The organism is Paenibacillus sanfengchensis (assembly GCF_036864765.1).
In the GTDB taxonomy this organism is placed as follows: Bacteria; Bacillota; Bacilli; order Paenibacillales; family Paenibacillaceae; genus Fontibacillus; species Fontibacillus sanfengchensis.
This window is the reverse complement of sequence record NZ_JBAGJC010000007.1, coordinates 203,851-228,224: the sequence shown is the minus strand read 5'-3', so window position 1 is coordinate 228,224 and position 24,374 is coordinate 203,851. Positions and strand designations below refer to the sequence as shown.

20 protein-coding genes and 1 riboswitch are annotated in these 24,374 nt (G+C 48.8%); of the genes, 13 read left to right on the top strand and 7 right to left on the bottom strand.

Features of this window, described 5'->3' with window-relative positions; translation table 11 throughout:
* The first annotated feature begins 68 nt into the window (after positions 1 to 68).
* On the top strand, positions 69 to 740 hold the full coding sequence (locus V4U84_RS16895; protein WP_334074672.1) for a L,D-transpeptidase family protein: 672 nt from the start codon (positions 69 to 71) through the stop codon (positions 738 to 740).
* Positions 741 to 873: 133 nt separating this feature from the next.
* The gene (locus tag V4U84_RS16890; protein ID WP_334074566.1) at positions 874 to 1,719 is read left to right on the top strand and encodes an SPL family radical SAM protein; all 846 of its coding nucleotides are present in this window, start codon (positions 874 to 876) and stop codon (positions 1,717 to 1,719) included.
* 50 nt (positions 1,720 to 1,769) lie between these two features.
* On the opposite strand, the gene V4U84_RS16885 is transcribed toward V4U84_RS16890, so the two are convergent.
* Positions 1,770 to 2,627: an SDR family NAD(P)-dependent oxidoreductase gene (locus tag V4U84_RS16885; protein WP_334074671.1), complete on the bottom strand. Its 858-nt coding sequence runs from the start codon at positions 2,625 to 2,627 to the stop codon at positions 1,770 to 1,772.
* A gap of 149 nt (positions 2,628 to 2,776) precedes the next feature.
* Between V4U84_RS16885 and V4U84_RS16880 the strand changes: the two genes are divergently transcribed.
* The gene (locus V4U84_RS16880; protein ID WP_334074565.1) at positions 2,777 to 3,277 is read left to right on the top strand and encodes a MarR family winged helix-turn-helix transcriptional regulator; all 501 of its coding nucleotides are present in this window, start codon (positions 2,777 to 2,779) and stop codon (positions 3,275 to 3,277) included.
* The gene (gene murI, locus V4U84_RS16875) at positions 3,258 to 4,049 is read left to right on the top strand and encodes a glutamate racemase (protein WP_334074670.1); all 792 of its coding nucleotides are present in this window, start codon (positions 3,258 to 3,260) and stop codon (positions 4,047 to 4,049) included. Before V4U84_RS16880 ends, murI begins: the two co-directional genes overlap by 20 nt.
* On the opposite strand, the gene V4U84_RS16870 is transcribed toward murI, so the two are convergent.
* Positions 4,042 to 5,748: a DUF4127 family protein gene (locus V4U84_RS16870; RefSeq protein ID WP_334077576.1), complete on the bottom strand. Its 1,707-nt coding sequence runs from the start codon at positions 5,746 to 5,748 to the stop codon at positions 4,042 to 4,044. The genes murI and V4U84_RS16870 overlap by 8 nt on opposite strands.
* A 175-nt stretch (positions 5,749 to 5,923) precedes the next feature.
* On the opposite strand from V4U84_RS16870, the gene V4U84_RS16865 reads away from it, so the two are divergent.
* Both V4U84_RS16865 and V4U84_RS16860 read left to right on the top strand, forming a co-directional pair.
* Positions 5,924 to 6,508 carry a TetR/AcrR family transcriptional regulator gene (locus tag V4U84_RS16865; RefSeq protein WP_334074563.1) on the top strand — a complete coding sequence of 195 codons (585 nt, stop codon included), beginning with the start codon at positions 5,924 to 5,926 and terminating at the stop codon, positions 6,506 to 6,508.
* 141 nt (positions 6,509 to 6,649) lie between these two features.
* Entirely contained in the window at positions 6,650 to 7,864 is a 1,215-nt protein-coding gene (locus V4U84_RS16860; RefSeq protein WP_334074562.1) for an MFS transporter, read from the top strand.
* Positions 7,865 to 7,948: 84 nt separating this feature from the next.
* Here V4U84_RS16860 and V4U84_RS16855 read toward each other — a convergent pair whose 3' ends face one another.
* Positions 7,949 to 8,503 carry a helix-turn-helix transcriptional regulator gene (locus V4U84_RS16855; protein ID WP_334074561.1) on the bottom strand — a complete coding sequence of 185 codons (555 nt, stop codon included), beginning with the start codon at positions 8,501 to 8,503 and terminating at the stop codon, positions 7,949 to 7,951.
* A gap of 162 nt (positions 8,504 to 8,665) precedes the next feature.
* Here V4U84_RS16855 and V4U84_RS16850 point away from each other — a divergent pair, with 162 nt between their 5' ends.
* On the top strand, positions 8,666 to 9,559 hold the full coding sequence (locus tag V4U84_RS16850; RefSeq protein WP_334074560.1) for a hypothetical protein: 894 nt from the start codon (positions 8,666 to 8,668) through the stop codon (positions 9,557 to 9,559).
* Between the two features lie 30 nt (positions 9,560 to 9,589).
* On the opposite strand, the gene V4U84_RS16845 is transcribed toward V4U84_RS16850, so the two are convergent.
* On the bottom strand, positions 9,590 to 10,225 hold the full coding sequence (locus tag V4U84_RS16845) for a phosphatase PAP2 family protein (RefSeq protein ID WP_334074559.1): 636 nt from the start codon (positions 10,223 to 10,225) through the stop codon (positions 9,590 to 9,592).
* A 288-nt stretch (positions 10,226 to 10,513) separates the two neighbouring features.
* Between V4U84_RS16845 and V4U84_RS16840 the strand changes: the two genes are divergently transcribed.
* A complete protein-coding gene (locus V4U84_RS16840) occupies positions 10,514 to 11,518 on the top strand; it encodes an aldo/keto reductase (RefSeq protein WP_334074558.1) in 1,005 nt (334 codons plus the stop codon).
* A 125-nt stretch (positions 11,519 to 11,643) separates the two neighbouring features.
* Positions 11,644 to 12,297, top strand: coding sequence for a glycosyltransferase (locus tag V4U84_RS16835; protein WP_334074557.1), 654 nt, complete (start codon positions 11,644 to 11,646; stop codon positions 12,295 to 12,297).
* Positions 12,298 to 12,980: 683 nt separating this feature from the next.
* Here V4U84_RS16835 and V4U84_RS16830 read toward each other — a convergent pair.
* Positions 12,981 to 13,802, bottom strand: coding sequence for a CPBP family intramembrane glutamic endopeptidase (locus tag V4U84_RS16830; RefSeq protein ID WP_334077575.1), 822 nt, complete (start codon positions 13,800 to 13,802; stop codon positions 12,981 to 12,983).
* Positions 13,803 to 13,972: 170 nt separating this feature from the next.
* Here V4U84_RS16830 and V4U84_RS16825 point away from each other — a divergent pair, with 170 nt between their 5' ends.
* From V4U84_RS16825 to V4U84_RS16810, 4 genes are all read left to right on the top strand, one after another.
* Positions 13,973 to 15,148 (top strand): sensor histidine kinase, encoded by a 1,176-nt coding sequence (locus V4U84_RS16825; RefSeq protein ID WP_334074555.1) that lies wholly within the window; start codon positions 13,973 to 13,975, stop codon positions 15,146 to 15,148.
* Positions 15,148 to 15,804 carry a response regulator transcription factor gene (locus V4U84_RS16820; RefSeq protein ID WP_334074669.1) on the top strand — a complete coding sequence of 219 codons (657 nt, stop codon included), beginning with the start codon at positions 15,148 to 15,150 and terminating at the stop codon, positions 15,802 to 15,804. Before V4U84_RS16825 ends, V4U84_RS16820 begins: the two co-directional genes overlap by 1 nt.
* A 123-nt stretch (positions 15,805 to 15,927) precedes the next feature.
* A complete protein-coding gene (locus V4U84_RS16815; protein WP_334074554.1) occupies positions 15,928 to 16,638 on the top strand; it encodes a hypothetical protein in 711 nt (236 codons plus the stop codon).
* A gap of 401 nt (positions 16,639 to 17,039) precedes the next feature.
* Entirely contained in the window at positions 17,040 to 22,310 is a 5,271-nt protein-coding gene (locus tag V4U84_RS16810) for a tandem-95 repeat protein (RefSeq protein WP_334074552.1), read from the top strand.
* An 8-nt stretch (positions 22,311 to 22,318) separates the two neighbouring features.
* On the opposite strand, the gene V4U84_RS16805 is transcribed toward V4U84_RS16810, so the two are convergent.
* Together V4U84_RS16805 and V4U84_RS16800 are read right to left on the bottom strand one after the other, a co-directional pair.
* Entirely contained in the window at positions 22,319 to 22,744 is a 426-nt protein-coding gene (locus tag V4U84_RS16805) for a potassium transporter TrkG (RefSeq protein ID WP_334074551.1), read from the bottom strand.
* Between the two features lie 125 nt (positions 22,745 to 22,869).
* Positions 22,870 to 23,018: riboswitch (cyclic di-AMP (ydaO/yuaA leader) on the bottom strand.
* Positions 23,019 to 23,089: 71 nt separating this feature from the next.
* Positions 23,090 to 24,334: a cation:proton antiporter gene (locus V4U84_RS16800; RefSeq protein WP_334074550.1), complete on the bottom strand. Its 1,245-nt coding sequence runs from the start codon at positions 24,332 to 24,334 to the stop codon at positions 23,090 to 23,092.
* Positions 24,335 to 24,374 lie beyond the last annotated feature (40 nt).

Sequence of the window (24,374 nt, the reverse complement as noted above, 5' to 3'; positions counted from 1 at the left end):
AATAAAAAAAGAACATTTATAAAAATATATAATTGTTTGAAAAAAAGAATTTTAACAGGGTGAACAGGATGCTCTTACTTAATCAGAAATTAATTTTAATGGTATGGGTCTTTTTAGGCGTGTTTGATTTAACAACTTCTGAACCACCAATTAAAAATGACAAGAGCACGCTTGAAATTGAAATATACCCCATGCGTCATGAGCTGCTTGTTCGAGATCATGGTCGGGTCATAAAGAGCTATTCAATAGCGGTAGGGAATCCAACCACCCCGACTCCTGTTGGAGATTTTAAAGTAGTGTATAAAGGTACGGATTGGGGCCCCTCCTTCGGCCCACGCTGGATAGGTCTAAATGTGCCATGGGGTCATTTTGGAATTCACGGTACGAATAAGCCGTATTCCATCGGACAACACCTGAGCCATGGTTGTATCCGGATGCACAATAAGGATGTAATTGAATTATTCGAATTGATTCCGGTTGGAACCAAAGTAAGAATTTACGGACATGTGCTGGGCGACTTGCACCGCAATCCGAGGGATTTGGCTGAAGGGGACGTTGGCGGAGATGTGCAGCTAATACAATCACGTTTAAAAAGTGCGGGGTATTACCACGGAAATTGTGACGGGAAGTTCAGAGCCAGTACTACCGAGGCGCTTAAGAAATATCAGCGGGACCATCGCCTTGCTCCAAATGGGGTTGTTTCGCGGAAAGTATATGAAGAGTTTGGCCTGTTTGAATGAACGAGAGGGAGCTGTTGCGTTTGCGGCCGCTCTTTTATTTTGATTGGAAACAGAACATATGTTTTGTATAATTATAAATTATAGTATAGATTACTGCACAGCCTGAAATCTAGGCGGGATGGGGGGCCACCAAATGCCTATTGAAATTAAAGAAATGTTATCGAAGAAAATACTGAACGAGGCGAAAGGGTACTTGAATATTGGATTCACTCATTCCTTGAATCCGTATAGCGGATGCGCCTTCTCCTGTAAATACTGTTACGTTCGAGAAATGCCGATTCAACAGTTTAAGGAAATTCCTTGGGGGGCATGGGTGGAAATCAAGACGAACGCGGCTGAAAATTACCGGCGCGAAGTCAGCGGACTTCGACGAAAAAATAAGCCGATCCATCTTTTCATGTCATCCGCAACGGACCCTTACCAACCGATTGAACGAACAGCGGAGATCACAAGGCAGGTCCTTCAGGAAATGATCGAGCATCCGCCCGATTTCCTGCAAATCCAGACAAGAAGCCCGCTCATTACCAGGGACCTTGATTTATTGGTCGCCCTGAAGGATCAATGCGAAATCCTCGTATCCATGACGATCGAAACAGACCGTGAGGATATGAAACGAATCTTTGCTCCAAATGCCCCCGGTATTCAACTACGGCTAAACGCCTTGAAAACAGTCCATGACGCGGGCGTGTCTACCCAAGCTTCCGTTTCTCCGGTACTGCCCTTTACTCCTGATTTTCCGAAATGTCTGGATGGTCTGGTGGACCGCATCTGGATCGACACCCTGAATATCGGCGACGGAATGAAAGGAAAGCGCTCCGAACGGCTGGGAATGCCCGGATTATTTGAAGCGCATGATCTATCGAAGTGGTACCAACAGGATATCCATGTCAACGTGGAAAAGTACTTCAGAAAATTTTACCCCGCTGAAATGATAAACGTATCAAAGAGTGGAGCATTTCCGGTAAGCACGAGGGAGTAAAAACAAATGTAGAGTATCTCATCCTTCGGATTACCTGAACAGATCTTCCTTTAAACTATCAGCAAATCCTCAGTGGCCTTCCACAGCCGACGCTGCATTTTGGGATCTCCTCCGGGCGGCACGGGTTCAATGGATTTGCCGGTTCCGTCATTAAAATATCCGCCGGTTATTTTTTGATATTCCGGCTCTACAATCAATCGGGTAATAATCTCTGCTCCTCTTCGCGGATCTCCGAGACGAAGAACCTTCAACAATCGCTCTAATATGGGGGCGAACCATAATTCTCGTCCGAGTCCGGTCACATTAAATCCCGGATTTAACGCATTTACGCTGATTCCCGTATTCGCCCACCGTCTCGCCAGTTCGGCGGTAAACATAATATTTAACAATTTCGTCTTTCCATAGAAGAGGGAGGAGCCGCGAGCGGTAAAGGAGCTTGTATCGGTTAAATCCTCGGGCAGCTTTAAAGTGCCGTGACGGCGTGAAGCTTCGGAGGCAACATTGACAACTCTGGCTTCACCTGCATTCAGAAGGCTGGATTTTAGCAGATGTGTCAGCAGCCATGGGGCAAAATAGTTGACCGCCATCATTTCGTGAAACCCCTCTGACGTAATGCGGGGCTCAAAAGCATGGATTCCCGCATTGTTCAACAGCACATCAATTTTAGGGTAAGCGGCGGCAATTTCACCCCCAACCCGTCTAACATCATTCAATAGTGATAAATCCCCATGAAAAAAATCAACTTTCGCTTGTGGCGCATTCGCCGCAATCCGCTTTTCCGTAACTCCGGCCCGTTCTTTACTCCTGGCAGTCAACACAAGGTTATAACCGCGTCTCCCCAATTCGATGGCGACAAGCTGTCCAAGACCGCTGGTGGCACCCGTTATAACAACCGTTTTTTTAGGCATCGTCATTTCCCCTTCATGTGATACAATTTTTAAAGTAGTCATTCAAAACAACAGACGAGATATAATTGATATATGTCTACTATATTTATTTTGTTGATATATGTCAATTAAATTCGGGCTGTTTATTGTGTGCAGAAAGGTGACCGGCGATGGAAAAGAATGAATTGGATAAAAAGCCGAGGGGGAAATTGGAACTTGAGCTAGGCGAGCAGATTAACGCGCTCATCAGTGCCTCGCATGCCCTGAATGTCAGAGCTGCAGCGAGATTTGATTCCTCATTACAGCCCGCAGCCTTCCACATTGTTCGTTGGCTTTACTCGTTTGGCCCGACTAACGCCGCCAGTTTAGCGGAGTCGACTGCGATGGATCGAAGCTCGGTAAGTCGCCTTGTCAAACAGCTCCAATCTTTGGGGTATGTGAACAAAGAGGCGTCCCCAAGCGATGGACGGGGAGTTGTATTATCTCTTACCGAACTTGGACAACAGAAAGTGGTTGAAGCGCTTAAGGAGAAAGAGGACGTTTTTTATAAACGAATCTCGGACTGGGAAGATGACGAGCTGCGTGATTTTATCCAAATGCTCAAGCACATTAATGGATTCCAGCAGAATAAAAATGAGAAGAGTGAAAATCATGAGGATAGGATTTTTTGATTCCGGTATAGGCGGATTAACGGTACTCCATCAAGCAATGCGGCTCTTACCCCAAGAGGATTACATCTTTTATGCGGACACTTTACACGTTCCCTATGGCGAAAAATCGAAGGAAGAAGTGCGGGAGTATATACTTCAAGCTGTTGAATTTATCGCTAATCAAAAGGTAAAAGCTTTGGTAATTGCCTGCAATACCGCCACAAGTATTGTGATTGAAGAACTGCGCCAGCGGTATAGCTTTCCTATTTTAGGTATTGAGCCGGCTGTAAAGCCGGCCGTTGAAAAATGGGAGGGGAGACACAAGAAGGTTTTAGTGTTAGCCACCAAACTAACCCTGAGAGAGAAGAAGTACCATGACCTGGTTAGTAAAGTTGATCACGGAGACATCGTTGACAGCTTGCCTTTGCCGGAACTTGTACAATTTGCAGAGCATTTTGAATTCAACGAGGACAAAGTTATCACCTATTTGAAAAATGAATTGTCCGCGTTCGATATAGAACAGTACGGAACGGTTGTATTGGGATGTACGCACTTTCCCTATTTCAAAAGATCCCTTCGAACTCTATTTCCTGGAGATGTTGATTTTATATCCGGAAGTGTGGGGACCGCCAAAAACCTAAAACGCATCCTTGAAGCTAAAAATCAGATTCACGATGGCACGGGTGACATCCAATTTTTTAAATCGGGCATTAAAGTGGAGGACGAAGAAATCTTGTCACAATACAAAGAGCTTTTTGTAATTCTCGATGAATTGGAGAAAGAGCTCACTTGAGCACAACAGTGGGATTAAGCGTAATTTCGAACGCACGCCCCCAGATATACTTCGGATTATTGCATTCCAGGGTAGCGCTGCTGTATTCCGCCAACGACCAGGCAGAACCGCGGATTTGCCGCACGTTATAGGAAGCATCCGTATCACCAATCATAAATGCCGGCTTGGCACGAAGCATAGCCGTATGGGTTTGCATTTGATCCCGAAGCAAAGCGGTTAAATATTGATAATCCGATCGCGAATTGAAAAGAAGCATATTTTGATCGGCTACACTTTGTGGCAGGTTAGCATACTTCATGTGATCTCTTGAATATTTCCGGACTTCGGCTATAGCTGCCGCTTTATAGTAGTAGTCTTTCAGGAAGCGCTTGAAGAGCAGTGATCCATGCGTATTGACAGCAGCACTAAGGGCGGCAGGCCGCGTCTCCGTAACCAGGAAAGCATAGCGTGCCTGTCCCATGCCCAGCGAAATTCCGATTTTATTCCCCGCTGTGTTCCAAGCGCTGTATCCCAAGATCCGCCCGGTGAATGGACTTGCCAGTAACGCCTCCGTCACAGTAGGGTCGGAAGCGCCTCCTCCCACAAAATCAAGAACAACGGTTGCCTTATGATCCGCCCCATTACTATTCACCCGGCAAGCGGCAATAGAAGCCTGGTCGGCGGCGGTGACGGCAATCACTTCCACATCGGGAGAACTTGAAACGAGTTGGCCGCCGATGATGTCCACATGCCGCAGAATATTATCATGTACATTCATATATTCATAAGGATTTATGATCGTGGAGCCGTGAGGACCGTAATATTGAATGCTATACCTGGTTTTGGCGCCGCCCCGGCGCAACTGGTTAGCCATGCGCGCCAAGAGGGAGTGCCCCAAGCCGTCCGCATCCGGCAGTATAATCGCCCGATTTGGATTTTGGCCGCCGCAGCCGCCTAATGAATGATTAATATAACGTTCCACGAAGCGGATTTCATTGATCTGTACGCCCTCGGTTTTCGCGTCGTCTACGCCAACAGCCAGGAAATCAATGAAACCGGGCTTGGCCAGCTGGTCCAATACGTATAAGTTTGTTTTAAACTTGTGTTGCCGAGCGAAGTAGTACTGATTCTTATCGAAGTAGGCGGTGTCTCCATAAGGAACTCCGTCACTCGATAGATTATAACCATGTAAAATATCGTTAAATTCGCTGAAAGTTTGCCGGGGCTGCCCCATAAAACTGCGGGATTCCGTATAGGCGTCAAAATCAAGATCTTCGACAAACGTATTTGTAGCCAACCGCATAATCGTATCTAGCACATAAACCGGCTTGCATGGATATAGCTGTTTAACCTCGCGAATGACATCAAGCAAATTAATCGCAGCGGCATCAAAATCGGGATATGTTCCTCCTCCGTTTGCCCGAAGACGTCTGCTGCCGATCAGCCCGCCATAAACCAGCATATCGATGGAAACAATAAAACCATCAGCCGTTGCGGCATTAGTAAAAATGAACTCACGAATCTTGGCGGTATGGCCGAAGGCAGGTGAAGACGTGCCGATCAGATGATCGCCGCAAGCGTCAGCCACGGAATCAAGCCGATTTCGAATATCGGTCAAGCTAGGCGTAATAAGCTCCAGCCCTGCGGAGTGTCCTTGGCGAATGACATCATCCAAATTAATGGGCCGATCGTCTAAAGGTACATACAAAATTTTCTTCATCATCGTACTCCTTTCAAAATGAAGATGAGCCAAGCTCTCATTTAAATAGGTAATTTTGCAGGCCATTTTACAACTGCTAGAAAGCTAATTTTTTGCTTGAGGCAGAAATTCCGAAAAAATACTGGACTATTCATTCCAGTTGGATTATACTGGTGTTGGAAAGGAGGAGATATCGATGGGACGGACCAAAGAATTTGACCGGGAGCAAGTGCTTCGCAAAGCGATGATCGTATTTTGGGAAAAGGGATACGAAGCAACAAGCATTCCGGATTTGTTGGAATCCATGGAGTTAAGTAGATCCAGTTTGTACGAAACGTTTCAGGATAAACAGACGCTCTATTACGAGGCGGTGCAGGCTTACAAAAAAATGTCGCAAAAAAAACGCGACCTGCTGATCAACGCCCCTTCCGCCATCGACGGGATCCGGCAGTATTTTGAGGTACATATCACTAACGCATTTGCTACGCACGGCGAAGCTTTTCCAAACGGATGTCTGATTACGAACGCATCGATTGGCCTGGATGCCATGGATGAGCCATTGCAGAAAGAGATTCGCCAAAGCTTTACGGAATTGGAGCGGCTCTTTTATGAGAAGTTAAAGAAGGGGCAAGAGACGGGTGAAATAGCCCCCGAGAAAGATATTAAAATGTTCTCGTACCTGCTGCTGAATCTGAACCACAGTATAAACGTGATGGCCAGAATCCAAAGCAGTAACGATAAAGTACGCGCAATGATGTACGCGGTCTTCGAGATGCTATAATTTTTTTTAATCAAATCGGAACGATTGTTCCAAAAAAAGAACCCTCTTTCCAAAGCGTAGAGGGGGAGAAAACCCATTCTTATTTCGGAACAATCGTTCTGATATTGTGAAGTTACATTCTATAATGAGGAGTGTTTTTTGATGAAAGCAATCGCTAAGGAGAAATTGGAGAATTCCGTTTCGTCATGGATCACGCTGATACTTGCTGTAGCGTGCGGTCTAATTGTTGCCAATCTGTACTATACTCAACCTTTAGTGGAATCGATCAGTTCGGCTGTCGGGTTATCTTCGGAAGCTGCCGGTTTGATCGTCACGCTGACCCAAATCGGTTACGGAATCGGCTTGTTATTTATCGTTCCCTTGGGAGATTTGCTGGAGAACCGCAAGCTGGTGATCACGCTGCTGATTTTGACGGCCGTCGTTTTAATCATCGCCGCTGAAGTCCATAGCGCTGCTCTGTTTCTTGCCGCCTCCTTCTTGATAGGGGTTGGGTCCGTCGCGGCCCAGATCCTGGTTCCCTATGCGGCCCATTTATCCCCTGAAGAGACGCGGGGACGCAATGTAGGCAATGTAATGAGCGGTCTGTTATTGGGCATTATGCTGGCTCGTCCGGTTTCGAGTTTAGTGGAAAATTATTTCGGCTGGCACGCCATTTTTATTATTTCCTCCGCCGTGCTGTTGGTGCTCGCCCTTGTTTTGGCCAAAGTGCTTCCGGCAAGACGGCCGCAAACCGCCGTCAGCTATCCGGCGATCATCTCATCCATGCTGCAGTTGTTGAAGACGACGCCGATTTTGCGGCGCCGGGCGCTGTATCACGCTTTTCTGTTCGCGATGTTCAGTCTGTTTTGGACAACGGTCCCGCTCGTTTTAACGAGTCCGCTGTTTCACTTTTCTTCAACAGGAGTTGCGTTGTTCGCTTTGGCCGGGGTATCCGGTGCGGCAGCTGCGCCAGTAGCCGGCCGCTTTGCGGATAAAGGCCTGATACGTCCGGCAACCGCATTATCCATCGCGCTGGTGATTCTTTCGGGACTTTTGCCGATTCTGTTTGCCGGAGGTTCGATTTTCTCCCTGGTGATCCTGGTGCTGGCCGCCATCTTGCTGGATATGGGCGTGTCCGCCAATTTAGTATTGGGACAGCGGGCGATCTTCTCTTTGGGCGCCGAGGTCCGGAGCCGGCTGAACGGCTTGTATATGGCGATCTTTTTTACCGGTGGAGCCATAGGCTCCGCAGCAGGGGGATGGGCTTACGCAATGGGCGGTTGGAAAGCGGCGATGGGTCTTGGCGTTCTTTTTCCGGTCTTGGCGTTGCTGTACTTTTTTACGGAAACAAAGAGAGCAGGGGGCGACAAAAATTGAACTATTGTCGAGTTGGCCTTATTGAGTAGAACAGGAAAGCATCCAATCCGTCTGCGGATTTGGATGCTTTTTTTAGTAACAGATTTAACGATGTAAAGAGCGGTATGCCAGCGGGGTAAGTCCAACTTCCTTTTTAAATAAATGGTAGTAATGGCTTAAATTATTGAAACCGGCTGAAAGAGCGATGTCCGTAATGCTGAGATCGGTGGTTGCCAGCATATATTTGGCATAGTCCAACCTCAGGAGGTTGATGTACTTAACCGGCGTAGTCTGAAGGAATTGCTTGAATACCCGGTTAAGGTGTCCGGGACTGCGCCCGGATAGCTCATACATCCGTTGAACTCCATCGGTAAAGTTATCCTTCCGCTGCATTTGCAGCAGCAGCTCTTCCAGCCAAAGCGGAAAGGCGTCTTCTCTTGTACGCTGATGTCTCCAAAAATACATCATAAGCAGTTCGACCAGGACAGCCCTCAGCAAGCCCGAAACTTGATGCTTGTCCGAGACAAGACGAATCCGGTCAAGACGATCCTTCACGCGCTCCAGTTCGCTTGCCTGCAATACCGTTACCGGGGGCAGAAAAGAGGACAACAAACGGTCGGCATCCACGGCTTTGTCCAGGAACGAAAAAACCTGATGCAAGGACCTGTTTGACCAGGCAAATATTCCCTATCCGTTCCCGGGTTATGCCGATGTGCGGAAGGAAGCCCTTGACCGAAATGTAGGGAAAATTTTCTTGTCACTTTTTTAAAGAAATCTTGGTAAGGTAGGAGCATAGCATTCAAAAAAAGGTGATGAGTTACTATGATGAAGAAACGCTGTTTGTTCTGTGATGAGATTGTTCCCGCTATTTCGGAAAGCGATTATGATAAGTATATGGGCTGTTCCTGTTCACCAGGCGGGTTCTATAACCTGCGGAAAGGCAGCTATGAAGCTATACAATCGTTCCCGCACCAAAAGAAACGCGAATTGTTTCATTTGGTATCCGCTTATATCCGGGAGCAAACGGATGGTAATAAAAAGGTCACTCTATCCGTCAACGATTTGGATTCCATTGCGAAATCTCCCGAAATTCCCGTGACCATTGAAGACAAAGGAAATCGTCTACTCCGGTATTTGTACAGACATTCTAAGGGTCCGGGGGAGACGGTTGTCATTCAACCGCTTTCCAGCAACTATAACCTGACGTATTCCCCCAATCTGCAAGAGTTGGTATATATCATTGATAAGCTGAGAAGCGAGCACTTGCTCATCAGGGAAGGGATCACCTTTCAGCTTACTGAAAAAGGATGGAACGAAGCAGCCGCCAGCGCCGGAGGAAAAAACTTGAAGCCATGCTCTGTTCTTATCCCGGATGAGGGGGATTTGCGTACGGAGTGGCTGGCCGGGCTGTTCCCTATAATCGAGCAGTACGGTTATCTGCCGCGCTTGCTTACACATAAGGAAACGGAGAACCGTGAAGCGCGCTTCATGGAAATGATATCGGACAGTAAACTCGTTATTGCCGATTTAACGGGTCAATCTCCCGAAGTGTATTTTGCGGGGGGATATGCGCTGGGTTTGGACATTCCGGTCATTTGGACCGTGAACAGCAGGGATGCCGATACGCTTCATGTAAAAGTTAATGAGATCCGTCCAATAGCTTGGGATAACGTTGAAGAACTGTCGGTCATTCTCCAGCATAAGTTGTGTCTATAGAGTCGAGCGGGATGGAACCGCTGTCCCTGCTCAGGAATGTCGTGACATAAACTTCGGATACAACATGATGCTTAGGGTCAACCAGCAGCCGCTAATGAAATAGCCTCCGATTACATCAGTCGGGTAATGAACTCCTAAATAGATCCGGCTGATTCCGATGGCGAATATAAACAGAGTACTCAAAAGGATGACTACCGAGCGGCCTAACGAAGTAGACACATGACTCCATATCAGGAATGCTAGGGCACCGTAAAAACTGAACGCAGCCATGGAATGACCGCTCGGAAAGCTGTAGCCTTCAGCTTCGATAATTCGGTGAATGACGGGTCGCGCCCGATGAAACAGCAGCTTTAGTCCCCAATTGATCAGGGTTGAGCCAAACATCACACCGGCCAGAAAAATCAGTTCCTTCCGGTGCCCCAGGACTGTATATAAAACGAACATTACCGTGATTATCAGGAGAAGAACCGGAAGTCCCCCTCCGATAGTTGTAAAAAACTTCATAAGAATCGTCAAAGCTGGTGACTCCCATTGGCGAATCCATGAAATGATAACTGTATCAAAATTGCGTAATGTGTTGTCTTGAACAAACGAGGCTGTCAGTCCAAACCCTAGAGTACATAATATAAGTATAACGAGTGTGATGAAGAGCTTCATTTTGAACATGTCGTACCTGTTTCCTCCGAGACTAGTTGTTATTGATTATTTTAGCATCAAACAAATTGTTTTCATAACAATGGATTTATACTGGACCGAATTTGAAAGAGTGTAATAACATTATGACATGTACTTTTATCACAGTGACATTCCAATCCGCATGAATTATAAGATATACTTGAGTTGCCTGATGTTAGATCCTAAACCTTGTGACATATACATCATTCCTCCGGGCACGTCGAATGTTGGCGTTCGAGGTGGACATTTCGGCAAAAATATAAGAAAGGATGAAACCAGGTGACTTATAACGCGCAAGAGAATCGATACGAGAAAATGGAGTACCGGCGGATCGGACGAAGCGGCGTCAGGCTGCCGGCCATTTCGCTCGGCTTGTGGCAAAACTTCGGCGGGGACAAACCGTTTGAGGATAGTCGGGCAATGATATTACGGGCGTTCGATCTTGGTATCACGCACTTTGATTTAGCGAACAATTACGGTCCGCCTCCCGGATCGGCCGAGGAGAACTTTGGAAGCGTTTTAAAAAAGGACCTTGCACCTTATCGGGATGAACTGTTTATCTCAACCAAAGCCGGCTTTTACATGTGGCCTGGTCCGTACGGTGAGTGGGGATCGAGAAAAAACCTGCTTGCAAGCCTGGACCGCAGCCTTCAGCGAATGGGACTCGACTATGTAGATGTCTTTTACCATCACCGTCCCGATGGTGATACCCCGTTAGAGGAGTCGATAGGAGCGCTTGCCCACGCCGTAAAGTCAGGAAAAGCGCTTTATGTCGGCTTGTCCAATTACGGACCGGAGGAGACGAAACAAGCAGCTGCGATCCTTAAGGATCTTGGTACACCGCTGCTCGTTCACCAGCCTATGTATTCCATGCTGAACCGGTGGATCGAGAACGGACTGCAGGACGTACTGGCTGATGCGGGAGCCGGCACAGTGGCTTTCTGCCCGCTGGGTCGCGGACAGTTGACGGGAAAATATATCGATAAGCTGGAACTGGAGTTTAAAACGGGCCTACGCACGCTGAAACCGGAGGCCGTTTCTCAGGAGCGGATCAACAAATTTCGCGCACTGGAGGCGATCGCGAAGCGCCGCGGCCAAACGCTGCCGCAAATGGCGCTGACATGGGCACTGCGCGAAGGCGGCGTCGATTCAGTGCTGATCGGTGCAAGCCGTGTGAGCCAAATCGAAGAAAACGTCCAGGCGGTACATGCGGATCCGCTATCAACAGCCGATCTTCAGGAGATCGACAAGATTATGCATAATATCGGGGATGTCCCTTGGTAAAAGCAAAAGCAACGGAATAGGATACACCCTCGCTTCGTACGCTGACTAACCCTCTGTATTTAACCTGATAACGCAACCATAATAAAAGAGAATGCTTTATCCAAACGCAGAGGGGAGCAGATGAAGTGAAAAATAAATGGTTGCTGGCGTCGCTGTTAACGTTGGCGCTTGTTATTGGCCAGACGTCGGCAGTAGTATCCGTGCAAGCGAAGGCTGGCGAAAAGAAGGATTCGACTTGTTTAAGTCCCAAAATGGTGCAGTTGAAAGGCGAAATGCAGAAGGCTTGGATCGACCATACAATATGGACGAGAAGCTATATCGTCAGCGCCATATCTAATCGTCCGGACCAGAAGGACGTATTGAACCGGCTTTTGCGGAACCAGCAGGATATAGGCAATGTGATCAAACCTTATTACGGGGAAGCCGCCGGCAACAAGTTGGCTGATCTTCTGAGGGAACATATTCTGATCGCAGGGAAAATTGTCGAGGCGGCCAAAGCGGGCAATCAGGCGGATGTAGCAAAATTAGAGACGGATTGGCATAGAAACGCTGACGATATCGCCGAATTTTTAAGCGCAGCGAATCCAAACTGGCCGTTTAAAACCATGCAAGATATGCTATATACGCACCTTCAGTTGATTACGGAAATAGTCCTGAACTGTATCAAAGGAGATTGGAAAGCGGATATTGCAGCAACCGACAAAAACGAGATCCATATGATTCATTTTGCGGACATCCTGACAGAAGGCATTGTCAAACAGTTTCCTGAAAAGTTCTAAGCGATAGCGATAGACGCTGCAGCGCAGTTTGCTTTGATAATCACTGTCTTAAAAACCAAGAACCAGAATCCATCGGGGATTCTGGTTCTTTTGCTAGTACGCCCAGCATGGGCGTCATCTCTAGGGTGAGAGTCCCGAACGGGGGCTGGCGAGCGCCTACCGTTAGCCAAAAGCAAGGGTGTCCATCGCGAGGTGGAATCTGAAGGAAGCCGGAGGCAAAAGCACGGGCCAAGGTACACGAATTGGATTTGAGGCAGGATTAGTCGGATGAGTTGCCTAGACACAACAAAATCCAAAGCCGCCAAGGGCTAATCTTGTAGACTCCCGTGGTCGCGGGCGGAAAGATGACGCTCTTATCTGGGGAGGCCTGTGGGAAAAGAAAAATGCGAAGTCACTTCGTAACCGCAACCGAGAGGTTGCGCTGAATCCACAGGAGTCAGCAGAGGCCATAGTGCGTAAGTACGGGACGCCGGAAAGCGGAAGGTCGTAAGCCGAAAGGAGAGAGGAAACCGATGCGTTCGAGTGAAGAGCAAAGACAGCCGAATATCCCGGAAGGGAGCTGCCAGCAAAGAGAAACGGTGAAGCCGTCAGGGTATGCTGGAGCGCCGAGCTATCCACCGGCACAAATCGCCCCTTCCTCCCGCCAAGCACAGAACGACTTGCTAGAGCGAATGCTCGAATGCTTACCGAGTATTATTAATTTTTAGTCTCACCAAGCAATAAATCAGCATGACAACCAGCCCTAGTATAAGTCCGATCAGACCTTCTCCGTTAATAAGCAGAAGATTGCCCTGCATGATTCCTTGCGTGTTTTTATAGATGTCTCCAAGAACTGTAGTATTTACAACATTCCATACGGAATGGATGAATAAGACGGGAATCAAATTTTCGGACAGGTAGTAACAATAACAGAAAGGCATGTTAAGCAAAAAGACGACTCCAAACTGAACGACTGTAACCAGTAAAGGATGCTCCATCCCCGTCGCTTTGGCTAAAAGATAAACTACCGGGGCATGATAAAGTGCCCATATGATGCCAATTGTCAAGACAGCCTTAACCTTGCCGTAAACCGTGGTGAGCTTAGGCAGCAAATAACCGCGCCAGCCGTATTCTTCGCCGAGTACGGTAAACAGGTTGAAAAAGATTGTCACCAGCGTCGTAATCACGTGGTCCCAAGAAAACCACTGAGCCGTGCTAGATTGAGCCAAGCCGGTCATCCCGGCAATTCCGGCCGATAAGATGATAAATAGAAGCGGGTATAAAATCCCGAAGGCAAGAGCTTTGATGTTCATGCGTTTGTGAAAGCAGGTCGTCCGGGTGTTGTTGATTTTGTCAAAATAAATGGCGGTAATCGCCGGTACTGCCATTATCACCGCAAAATAGCGTACGCCATTTTCGGGTTGGACAAATAGAATACAGGCAATCGACCAGGTAATGGCAAGGACGGTAAGGGCATAGAGAAACGGGACTTTAGCATTTGTTCGTGCTTGTGTTGAAAAGATCAATGAAATTCCACTCCTGTCTTCATTATTTTGCTTGAATCCCATTCTAACCTCAGTGTCCCTTCACGCATATAGACTTTAGTCATTCCACACTCATTACTTTCGTAATCTATTCCTCCGGAACCCAAGCTTGTATACTACTAAGATAAGAAACCGAAAAAGGATGACGTATCATGAACCTGGTCAAAACCAATTTAACCATCTGGATTCTTCGAATCGTAGTAGTGCTGACCATTGCCATCGATATGCTTTCCAATAAGCATTTTACTTTATCAAAATTTATTTGGCTGCTATTCGGCCTCATGCTGATTCAGTTGAACGATTTGCTGCGGGTATACGTCCTAAAGAATCGAAGAAACAATGGACTCTATCAGCTGTCTTTGGCATTCAGCATTTTATCTATCGCTTTGTATGTGTACTTGTTAGATAGTTTTGCCACGAATATTTATTACATATTTCCCATCTTTGAAATGTTTATGGGCGCCGCTATGGTTAGGCTATGGCTCCTCGCCCTTCATGCCGCCGTTTATCTCGGACTTGTATATTCACTTAATAGCAGCCTTCAGGATACCTTACTTTCCTATCTCGCCACTTTGCTTGTCGTCTTCCTTTTCCGGCAGAACCAATTGGAGAAGAACAAAGTCAAGTCGCTAAATGAAGAACTGCTTACCGCCAATATCAAGCTGCTGGAGAATGCCAGACAACTAAGAGAAATCACGATTGTCAAGGAACGGACAGACATTGCCCAGGAACTTCATGACAATCTTGGTCATTCCCTTGTAGCCCTAAAGATGCACTTGGAGTTCGCTGGGCAAGTACTGGACAATCGACCTTACCGCTCGGCCGAAGCGATAAATAAAGCGCTCGATATTTCGCAGGCTGCTATTTCTTCACTGCGCAAGGCGGTTTCAGTACTGAAAGAGGATGCGCTTAACCGGGGGGTTCAACTGCAAGAATCCATAAATGAATTGATCCGCAGTATGAAAATGGTCAGTAATCTGAAGTTTGATCTGCATTTTGATCCCGCATGTGAAGAAGCACTTCCCGCCCTTAAGGACGTAATATACAGAACCGTACAGGAAGCCGTGACAAATGGGCTGAAACATGGGCAGGCCGAGCGGTTCTGGATTAGTATCGCAGTTGACAAAACCGGTTCAATGATTAAGGTCCTTGTGGAGAATAACGGCGCAAATTGCACGAGTATCGTAAAATCACACGGTCTGCGCGGGATCGAGGAACGAATCCGGCTGCTTCGAGGAACGGTACGATTCAGCTCCGGGCCAAGATCTGGCTTTACCATCGCGGCTGATCTTCCGTATGCTTCGGGAAAAGAGGAGGGTATGAAATGATAGATATTATTATCGCGGATGATCAGGAAATGGTCCGGGACGGTCTGAAAATGATCATGAGTTTATACGAAGACGTCCGTATTATAGGCGAGGCCGCACACGGGGTGGAATTACTGGAACTACTTAAGTCGGTTAGTGCGGATGTGATCCTGATGGATATACGAATGCCGGTCATGGACGGCATCGAGGCGACAATAGCCGTTAAGGAGCGATATCCGGACATTAAGATCATTATCCTGACAACCTTTGATGAAGATGAGTATATTGTTAACGGTCTGAAAGGCGGGGCTTCCGGCTACATTTTGAAAGATTCCAGTTCAAAGGAAATTATGAAGTCTATTCTTGCGGCCCGGGACGGGAATCTGCTGCTTCATCCTCAAGTCTCTTCCAAGATTGTCCATGCGCTCCACAAGGTGACAATAGAAAGTACGCCTCCTCCGCGTATAGATCTCTCCGCTTTGTTAACGCCAAGGGAGCTTGAGGTAGCCAAAGAGATTCAGCAGGGCAAGAGCAATAAAGCAATCGGCGAAGCCTTGTTCTTAACCGAGGGTACCGTGAAGAATTACGTCTCGCATATTTTGGACAAGTTGGAGCTCAGCAGCCGCAGCGAGTTGATCGTATATCTGCAGCATCAGGGGAGTGCCGGATTAGAATAGTCGCGGAAAAGGGGTTCTAAGTTCCCTATTGACTGGGTTCAGGGAAATTTTTCTTGTCTATTTTTTGAAAAAATCTTGGTAAGGTAGGGGGCGGAGCAAACCGTGAAGAGGTGATAAGCTAACATGATGAAAAAACAATGTCTATTTTGCGATGAGATTGTCCCTACTAAATCGGAAAGCAATTATGACAGATATATAGGCTGCTCCTGTTCTCCCGGCGGATACTACAGCCTGCGGTCAGACAGCTACGAAGCTATCCAGTCGTTCACGCACCAAAAGAAGAGAGAGATGTTTCATTTGATATCCGCTTATATTCGGGAGCGGACGGACTCCGATGATAAGGTCACGCTAACCGTCAGCGATTTGGAAACCATCGCAAACTCGCCCGAGATTCCCCTGACTCTTGAGGACAAAGGACGTCGGCTACTTCAGTACTTATACAGACATGCCAGCAATCCGGGGGAATCGGTCGTCATTCATCCGCTCTCCAGCAACTATAACCTGACGTATTCTCCCAATCTGCAAGAACTGGTGTACATTATCGATAAGTTGAGGAACGAGCATCTGCTCATCCGAGAGGGGATCAGTTTTCAGCTTACCGAAAAGGGATGGAGCGAAGCGGCCGCTATCGCCGGAGGAAAAAAACGGACCCCGTGCTCCGTTCTCCTTCCTGTTCAGGAAGAGCTGCGGTCGGAATGGCTCGACGGATTGCTGCCAAATTCGAGCAGTACGGCTATCTGCCTCGCGTTGTTACGCTTTCGGGTGCGAAAAACCGTGAAGAGGAATTCTCTTTGGAAAGGATGTCGGAGAGTAAACGGCTTATCGTTGATTTAACGGGGTATTCTCCCGAAGTTTATTTTGCGGCCGGTTATGCGTTCGGTTTGAATATCCCGATCATTTGGACTGTGCACCACAGCAGTGAGGCCCATGTACAACTTCCCGGAATTGAAGAGATTCGTCCCATTGTTTGGGAGAGCGTAGAAGAACTGGCGTTTATACTCCAACATAAGTTGGGTTAGGTTCTGCCTGAAAATGAAACTTTCATAGCGCCATTGGCGCTTTTTTTTATTTTCTACATCGGAAAATCGCTGTTGGAGAAACCAGGTCAGAGTGGTAAAAAATATGTCGACTTTTGTCGAATGTTTCTATACAATGATTCTCACATACCGTCACGAAAAAACAGAACACTGTGCGGTCTTTGCTCAACATTTTGGGTTTTTGGGGGAGTTTTTTAGATGAAAAAAAAGATCGCCATCCTCGCGGTTTCATCGCTTATCGCTTTGACTCCGCAACATGCTTTCTATGGGCAGGCCCAGGCAAGCCCGATGCAGCCGACATTGCTGCAGGACGGAACTTGGGGAAAGCCGCCCAACGTTATCATGGATATAGAGCAGAACCTTGTGGGAAAATCGGCGGATGCCGTAATGGCGTATTATCGGTCGGCACTCCAATTCCAGCTGCCCGATCTCACCGGGCAGTCGGTTACCTCGGCTAAATTGCGCATTAAAGTCGACGCTATTGAAAAAAGTGATGCTGAACTGATTCCTTTTTTGACGCTCTATGGATCCACGGTCGATAGCTGGGGCGATTCCTTTCCCCTGAATGATACGGACCAAGCGTTGGGAACGAAAACGGGGAGCGATCTTCAGCCAGGCTGGCTTGAATACGATGTCACCGATTTTGTTTCGCGGCAAACGGACGGGATCGTTTCTTTTGCCTTGCTTGCGAATGAGACATTTGGCGGAAACGTGGACTATCTGGAAATATTCTATAATTCCAATGATGCCCCCTTCGATCAACCGGAACTTGTGTTGGTAACGGAAGATGCGGCTCCGCCCGTTACGCCGTCCCAACCGCCAGGCGCGATCTCCGAGACCGTTCAGGAAGATGCTGTGGCTGAAGGGCTCGTCGTTGCCAAGGTTCCGGGAGATACCTCGGATGTGACGCACTTCAAGATCACAAACATTACGGGAGGTAAATTGTACCGCTTTAATGATACGGTCGCCATCCAGGATGGAGAATTCATCACTTCGGCGGAAGGTTCGGCCGGTTTGAAATTCGTCCCGAATCCAAACGCCAACAGCGGCGACGGAGCCTTCTCTTTCCTGATGCAAGCGGCACAGGACGCTACCGGTAAAGGTTTGAGCGGCACGGCTGAGGCGCGCATTACTGTCACCGCGGTGAACGACAGCCCGATCGCGCATGACGACGCGCTTCCGTCGATCGAACAAAATTCGGGGGATTATACGATCCCCGCCTCGCAATTGCTCGGGAATGACGATTCGGGCGCGGTGAACGAGAACGATACGCTGCGGATCGCTTCGGTCTCAACTGACCCGAGTGTCGGCACGGTAAAGATCTCCCAAGACGGAAATAGCGTTATTTTCACGCCCGCGCACAATTACGCAGGACCGGCCTCTTTTACTTATGAGGTACAAGATAACGGATTGACCGGGGGAAATCCCGACCCGAAGACCAGTGAAAATGAAGCTACGGTCACCTTCCAGATCGAAGCTGTCTCCGACATCCCAAGCGTGACCGACGCCACGACGGCTGAAGACCAGCAGACCCAAAACGGTCTGGTCATTACGGCAAACTCGTCGGTCGGGGCGCCAACCAACTACTATAAAATTACCGGAATCACCGGGGGAATCCTGTTTAAAACCAATGGGACCGCTCCTATTGCCGAAGGTTCCTTCATTACGGTTTCCGAAGGACTGGAAGGGTTGAAATTCACGCCGAGTCCTAATGCGTATGGTACTTCCGGATTCGGGTTTTCCGTGCAGGCCGCTCCGGAGACCGATGGCAAAAAATTAAGCGGAAAGGCGCACGCTCAAATTACGGTGACCGAAGTTAACGATCCTCCCGTCGCCCTCAACGATACGTGGGACGATATTGACGAAGACGCCGCTCCCGTGCGTATCCCGATTTCTCATTTGCTGCAAAACGACTCTGCCGGCGCCTTCAACGAGAACGACCAAACCTTGACGGTTAAGCCGGTTAACGATTCGGAGAGCGGAACCGTCAGGTTGGATGGCGGCGATCTGGTCTTTACGCCAAAACCGAACTATAACGGCGCGGCGAGCTTCAAATATAAGTTGACGGATAATGGGACGACCCATGGTGAGCCGTCGCCGGAAGAGACGGAAGCAACCGTTTCGTTCACGATCCGCTCGGTGGCGGACATCCCCGTCGTAACCGATGCCGTCACGGAGGAAGACACACAAACCTCCGAAGGCTTGCAGATCGGACGAAACGCTTTTGACGGAGTGGATGTCCAGTATTTGAAGATCACCGATATTCAGGGAGGCACGTTGTACAAAAACGACGGCACTACCCCGATTCCGGCAAACAGTTATGTAACCATGAGCGAAGGTTCGCTCGGACTGAAGTTCTCACCAAACCTTAACGCCAACAGCCAGGCCGGAGACGCTTTCTCGTTTAAGGTACAGGCTGCGACCGGTCAAGACGGCAGGGGGCTGAGCGACCCCGCGAAAGTGACGATTTCAGTTAATACCGTTAACGACGCTCCGGTGGCGGTCGATGACGATCATCTGGAAGCGGTGCCGGAGAATTCGGGCGAACATACGATTCTTGCGTCCGAGTTGCTCAAAAACGACAGCAAAGGAGCGGATAATGAGTTTGGACAAACGCTGCGGATTACTTCGGTGGAAAAGGTTCGCGGCGGAGATGTGCGTCTTGATGACTTCGGTAATGTGGTGTTCACGCCTGAACCGGGTTTTCGGGATATCGCTTCGTTCCGTTATCGGGTAGAGGATGACGGCGGGGTGGAAAGCCAAGCCCTTGCGTTCATCACCGTAGCTCCGCTCACCGATCGTCCGCAAGTTACCGGGGCGGAGACGGAAGAAGATACCATGAATTCAACGGGTCTCGTGATAATCCCGACGGATGGCGGAGGATCCCCGGCGACGCATTTTAAAATCAGCGGGATCACCGGGGGAAGGCTGTTCCAGCATAACGGTTCAACACCGATCCAGGACGGGGAGTTCATCACCGTTTTGGAAGGTGCCGACGGCTTGAAGTTTATGCCTAATGAGAACGCCCATGGAAGCTCGGGATTCGGCTTCATGGTTCAGGCGGCGGCCGATGGGAATGGAGCATTGCTGAGCGATGCAGCGGAAGCGGTCGTCCATGTGACCGAAGTCAATGACGCGCCAGTGGCGAAAGATGACCGATTAGGCAAGGTCAAGAAAGGGACCGAGCAAGTCAATTTCTCCTTTAACGAACTTACGGCTAACGATGAGGTCGGCCCTCCCGATGAAGCGCTGTGGCAGTCCTTGACGATTACCGACGTTCAAGCGGTGGAAGGAGGGACGGTCGAACTGGCCAACGGCCGCGTCGAGTTCAGGCCGTCGGAGCAGTTCACCGGCCTGGCCAAATTCAATTATACGGTAACCGATAACGGTCGAACCGGTGACAATGACGACCCGAGAACGCATACGGCGGAAGCCAGTTTTTATATATTGGATGAAGATCAGCCGTTTATTACATTGGCCGGCGAACCGTTAATGTATCTGTTGAAGGGTGAGCCATATGTAGAACCCGGCTATTCCGCCGAAGACGAAGTCGACGGTGATTTGACGGAGCGGGTTACCGTAACGGGGGATGTTTACTCCGGCGAAATCGGACCTTATATTCTCCGATACAATGTAGAGGATAATAGTGGAAATGCCGCCCCGGAAACCACCCGGACGGTCCAGGTCGTATCCGGCGAGTTGGTGGATTTGTCGATCGGTTCCGCAACCTTGACCCCTTTGTTCGAACCCGGCGTTACGTCTTATTTCGCCGAAGTTCCCGGTGGCACAAGCTCCGTCACTGTTTCGGCTCAAACGGAAGATCCGGCGGCAACCGTGACGATTAACGGAATGACAGGAACTTCAAGAAGCTTGTCCCTGGCCATCGGGAGCAATCCGGTGACCCTCATTGTCACGGCCCCAGGCGGAGCTATTAAAATATATGACTTGGATATTACGCGAGCGGCCATGCCAAACAACCCGGAGCCGATTCCTGATACGAAACCGGATCCGGTTCCGACGCCGGGACCAAGGCCAGATTCAGGTTCCGGTTCGAATCCGTCCTCGGATTCAGATTCGAACTCAAATTCCAATCCCCCGGGCGCACTTACTCCGACAAGTCCCTCCCCGGCAATCCGTCAGGCCAAGGTAATGGCAGGGGAGAGAGAAGAGAATGTTGCGCGGGTCGAAATTACCCGTACCCTGAAGAACGGGGTTGCCGTAGACTCGGTGACATTCGGAAAATCAAAGGCTGACGAAATCGTGGCGAAAGCCGCAGCCACCGGCGCCGGCATGGCAAGAATCGTCGTCGACGACATCCCCGGCCAGCCTGCCGATGAAGTCAATGTCAGTATTTCCAAGGAAGCTCTTTTGAAGCTTAAAGAGGGGAATTTGGGGCTCGCCATCGAGGCGGGCGGTGCCAAGATCAGTTTGCCTATAGATTCGTTAGGCCAACTGAACGATGATGGAAAAGACCTTTATTTCCGGGTCGTCCCGATTCGTAAACCGTCCGAAACCGAGACGGTTCAAGATCGGGTAGAGTCGGCACAGGAGTTTCGGGAGTACGCCATGGGCCGGAACGCGCGTGCCGTCGGTCAACCGATGACGATCGAAACGAATTACACAAATCGGGCTACGAAAGTCATGTTTCCGTTGACGGGCATTGATCTTCCTGAGGATGCCCAGGATCGCAAGAACTTCTTAAACGGTTTGGCGGTGTTCATCGAACACAGCGACGGAGAGAAAGAGCTCGAGTTCGGACAGCCGGTTTACGATGAAACAGGGCATCCGATCGGCATTGAAATCGACGTCCGGAAATTCAGCACATTCACGATTATTTCTACGGAAGCGGACTACAAAACCTATTTACGGTATATCTCCGGTTATCCGGACGGGAAATTCCACCCTGCCGAATCCGTTACGCGCGCCGAGATGGCCAGGTTGATCGCCATTCAAACAGAATTCAGCGAAGGCGCCGGTGTAAATCCGTACTCCGATCTGGCGGCGTCGCATTGGGCCGCGAAAGCGGTTCTCCAACTGACCGGTGCGGGCATTCTTTCCGGCGATCTGAGCGGGCGGTTCCGCCCGGAGGCTGGAGTGACCCGCGCGGAAATGGCGGTCATTGCGTCCAGACTGCAAGGACTTGAGCTTACCAATACAAGTGAAGCGTTTACCGATACCCAAGGCCATTGGGCGGCCGGCGCCATTAACGCGGTACGTGAGGCGGGATACATGCTCGGATACGAGGATGGTTCATTCCGTCCGAACCAGACGATGTCACGCGCGGAAGCCATCGTTGTACTGAACCGGCTGTTCGATCGCCCGCTGCTGGATCGCCGGGCGATCGGCGAGTCCAGTTGGTCCGATGTCCATCCAGCGAGCTGGGCGGCGCCCGATATCGAATCGGCCTCCCGGAACCTGCGAGTGCATAAGAACGGCAGCGTGGAGATCGCTGCCGGAGATGAGCAGTAAATAGCCAGTTAAGAAGCTAAACAAAAGCCAACCGGTATACCAAATACCGGTTGGCTTTCTTTTGTAAGATAGACGAATACCCAGGGAAGGGATACTATAGAAAAAACGCACCGCCCGCCAATCTGAATCAAGACCATAATGACGATTTGCCCAAAAAGCGAATAGACACTACCGGTATCCACCACGATTAGGCCGTTCACACATATCGCCGAGGTGGCTGTAAATAAAGCATTCAGGAGTCCGACGGATTTCCCAGTGGAGGAAGAATGGGGAAGCGTCAGCAAGGCCGTGCCCATCCAAATTAAAATGAAAAAAACGATCATAATGAGTTGGGGAGGCGTCGTGTTCTTTTTTAGCCTGTTTATAAGGGACTCTGCTTTTAAAAAAGCGGAATGCTGTGGATTATCACTCACATTCTCCAGTTGCTTGTTCACCGGATCCACTCCGTTCTGTTGGGATAAATAAAAAATTTTTATCAAGCATTAGAAAAGCCCGGAGGCAGAGACATTCTGCCACCAGGCTCGGTTTTTCGAAGCATGGACTAGACTAAGTTACAAACATGTTCTCTCCCAAGACGCTGACGAGGTTAGCTGTCGGATTCGGGATTGAGAGTTCCCGTTCTTCCTTTCCCAGAAAGAATTCACCCCTTGAAACGGCCAATGGCCGTGGTTCCCCCGCTCCCCTAAGGGGATTAAGCGATAAGTTTATGAAATTATCGTAATTAATCTTATGTTAAATAGCTCTAAAAGTAGATATGAAGGTTCGATTTAAAGTCGCTCTTAATTCTTATCCATGCCTGTTTCTATCGGTCCTTTAGCTAACCCCAGTCTTTTTACCAAAGGCTTAATACTCAGCCCTTGCGCAAGTAGTGAGAACATCACAACACTGAAGGTCAGCACCAGGATTTCGTCGCGTCCTTCGAAGCTCGGGGGCAGGCTCAGTGCGAGGGCAATCGACAAGCTGCCTTTTAATCCACCCCAATTTAGAATTAACTTCCAGGAAGAGGGGAAGGTTTTCAGAGAGTAGAGACTTGTATAAACGGCCAACGTTCTGCCCACTAGAACAATAAGAATGGCCGCGCCGATTAAGGCCCACTTGTCCGTAAAATCAATATGCTTGATTTCAAGTCCGATCATGAGGAAAATCAGTGAATTGGCCACTAACGTAATCACGTCCCAAAACGAGTTGATATTCGTCTTTGTTGTTTCGGACATGCCAATGCGCGCCCCGTAACTGCCGAAGATCAGCCCGCCTACGACAACGGCGATCACGCCGGACACATGAAAATGCTCGGCAATAAAGAAACTTCCAAAAAAGAGGAGCATGGAAAAGGCGATCTCCAACGGATAATCATCGTAAAAGCGAATGAGCTGGGAAAAAAGATATCCCAAAATGCCGCCAACCGCGATACCGCCTAGGCTGAACTTCAGAAAAAGCAAGACACCGCTGCCAACCCCTCCCCAGCCCATTTCCATATAGGTGAGCAAATATATGGAGGAAATCTGGAATAATACGACGGCAATTCCGTCATTAAAAAGTGATTCTCCTTCAATAATGGTGACAACTTTCTTGGGTACTCCCAAAGACTTGAAGATGGAGATGACGCTGATCGGATCCGTAGCGCTCATGAGCGCCGCGAATGTGAAGGCGACAACGATCGGCAGCCCCGTCAAACCATACATGGCAAAGGCGATTAGGAGAAAGGAAAGCAGAGTGCCTCCGAACGCAAGGGCAATGACCGGTTTGCTCTGTTCCCGCAGATGCGAGAAAGGGAGTTTTAATGTGGCGTCGCCCAGCAGGATAGGAAGGAACAGGGAGATGATAATCGCCTGAAACACATTAGATTGGGTAATGAACGATTCGGCTTGATCCAGGACTGGTATATGTATCAAACCGAGAAGTAAGCCTACTATAACTAACGCTATGGAGTAAGGTTGATTCATTTTTTTGGCGAATGCGATTACCCCCATCGAAATGGCCAGTAAAATCAAGAGTTGAACGAAAACCTCGTTAAAGTGATGCATAGCGGCACCCCTCTTCAAAAATAGAATCTCCATAATATTG

What these genes read in the sequence shown, in the direction of transcription:
- V4U84_RS16895 (WP_334074672.1), top strand. Translation starts at nt 69, where the DNA reads ATGCTCTTACTTAATCAGAAATTAATTTTAATGGTATGGGTCTTTTTA.
- V4U84_RS16890 (WP_334074566.1), top strand. Translation starts at nt 874, where the DNA reads ATGCCTATTGAAATTAAAGAAATGTTATCGAAGAAAATACTGAACGAG.
- V4U84_RS16885 (WP_334074671.1), bottom strand. Translation starts at nt 2,627, where the DNA reads ATGCCTAAAAAAACGGTTGTTATAACGGGTGCCACCAGCGGTCTTGGA.
- V4U84_RS16880 (WP_334074565.1), top strand. Translation starts at nt 2,777, where the DNA reads ATGGAAAAGAATGAATTGGATAAAAAGCCGAGGGGGAAATTGGAACTT.
- murI (WP_334074670.1), top strand. Translation starts at nt 3,258, where the DNA reads ATGAGGATAGGATTTTTTGATTCCGGTATAGGCGGATTAACGGTACTC.
- V4U84_RS16870 (WP_334077576.1), bottom strand. Translation starts at nt 5,748, where the DNA reads ATGAAGAAAATTTTGTATGTACCTTTAGACGATCGGCCCATTAATTTG.
- V4U84_RS16865 (WP_334074563.1), top strand. Translation starts at nt 5,924, where the DNA reads ATGGGACGGACCAAAGAATTTGACCGGGAGCAAGTGCTTCGCAAAGCG.
- V4U84_RS16860 (WP_334074562.1), top strand. Translation starts at nt 6,650, where the DNA reads ATGAAAGCAATCGCTAAGGAGAAATTGGAGAATTCCGTTTCGTCATGG.
- V4U84_RS16850 (WP_334074560.1), top strand. Translation starts at nt 8,666, where the DNA reads ATGATGAAGAAACGCTGTTTGTTCTGTGATGAGATTGTTCCCGCTATT.
- V4U84_RS16845 (WP_334074559.1), bottom strand. Translation starts at nt 10,225, where the DNA reads ATGTTCAAAATGAAGCTCTTCATCACACTCGTTATACTTATATTATGT.
- V4U84_RS16825 (WP_334074555.1), top strand. Translation starts at nt 13,973, where the DNA reads ATGAACCTGGTCAAAACCAATTTAACCATCTGGATTCTTCGAATCGTA.
- V4U84_RS16815 (WP_334074554.1), top strand. Translation starts at nt 15,928, where the DNA reads ATGATGAAAAAACAATGTCTATTTTGCGATGAGATTGTCCCTACTAAA.
- V4U84_RS16810 (WP_334074552.1), top strand. Translation starts at nt 17,040, where the DNA reads ATGAAAAAAAAGATCGCCATCCTCGCGGTTTCATCGCTTATCGCTTTG.
- V4U84_RS16800 (WP_334074550.1), bottom strand. Translation starts at nt 24,334, where the DNA reads ATGCATCACTTTAACGAGGTTTTCGTTCAACTCTTGATTTTACTGGCC.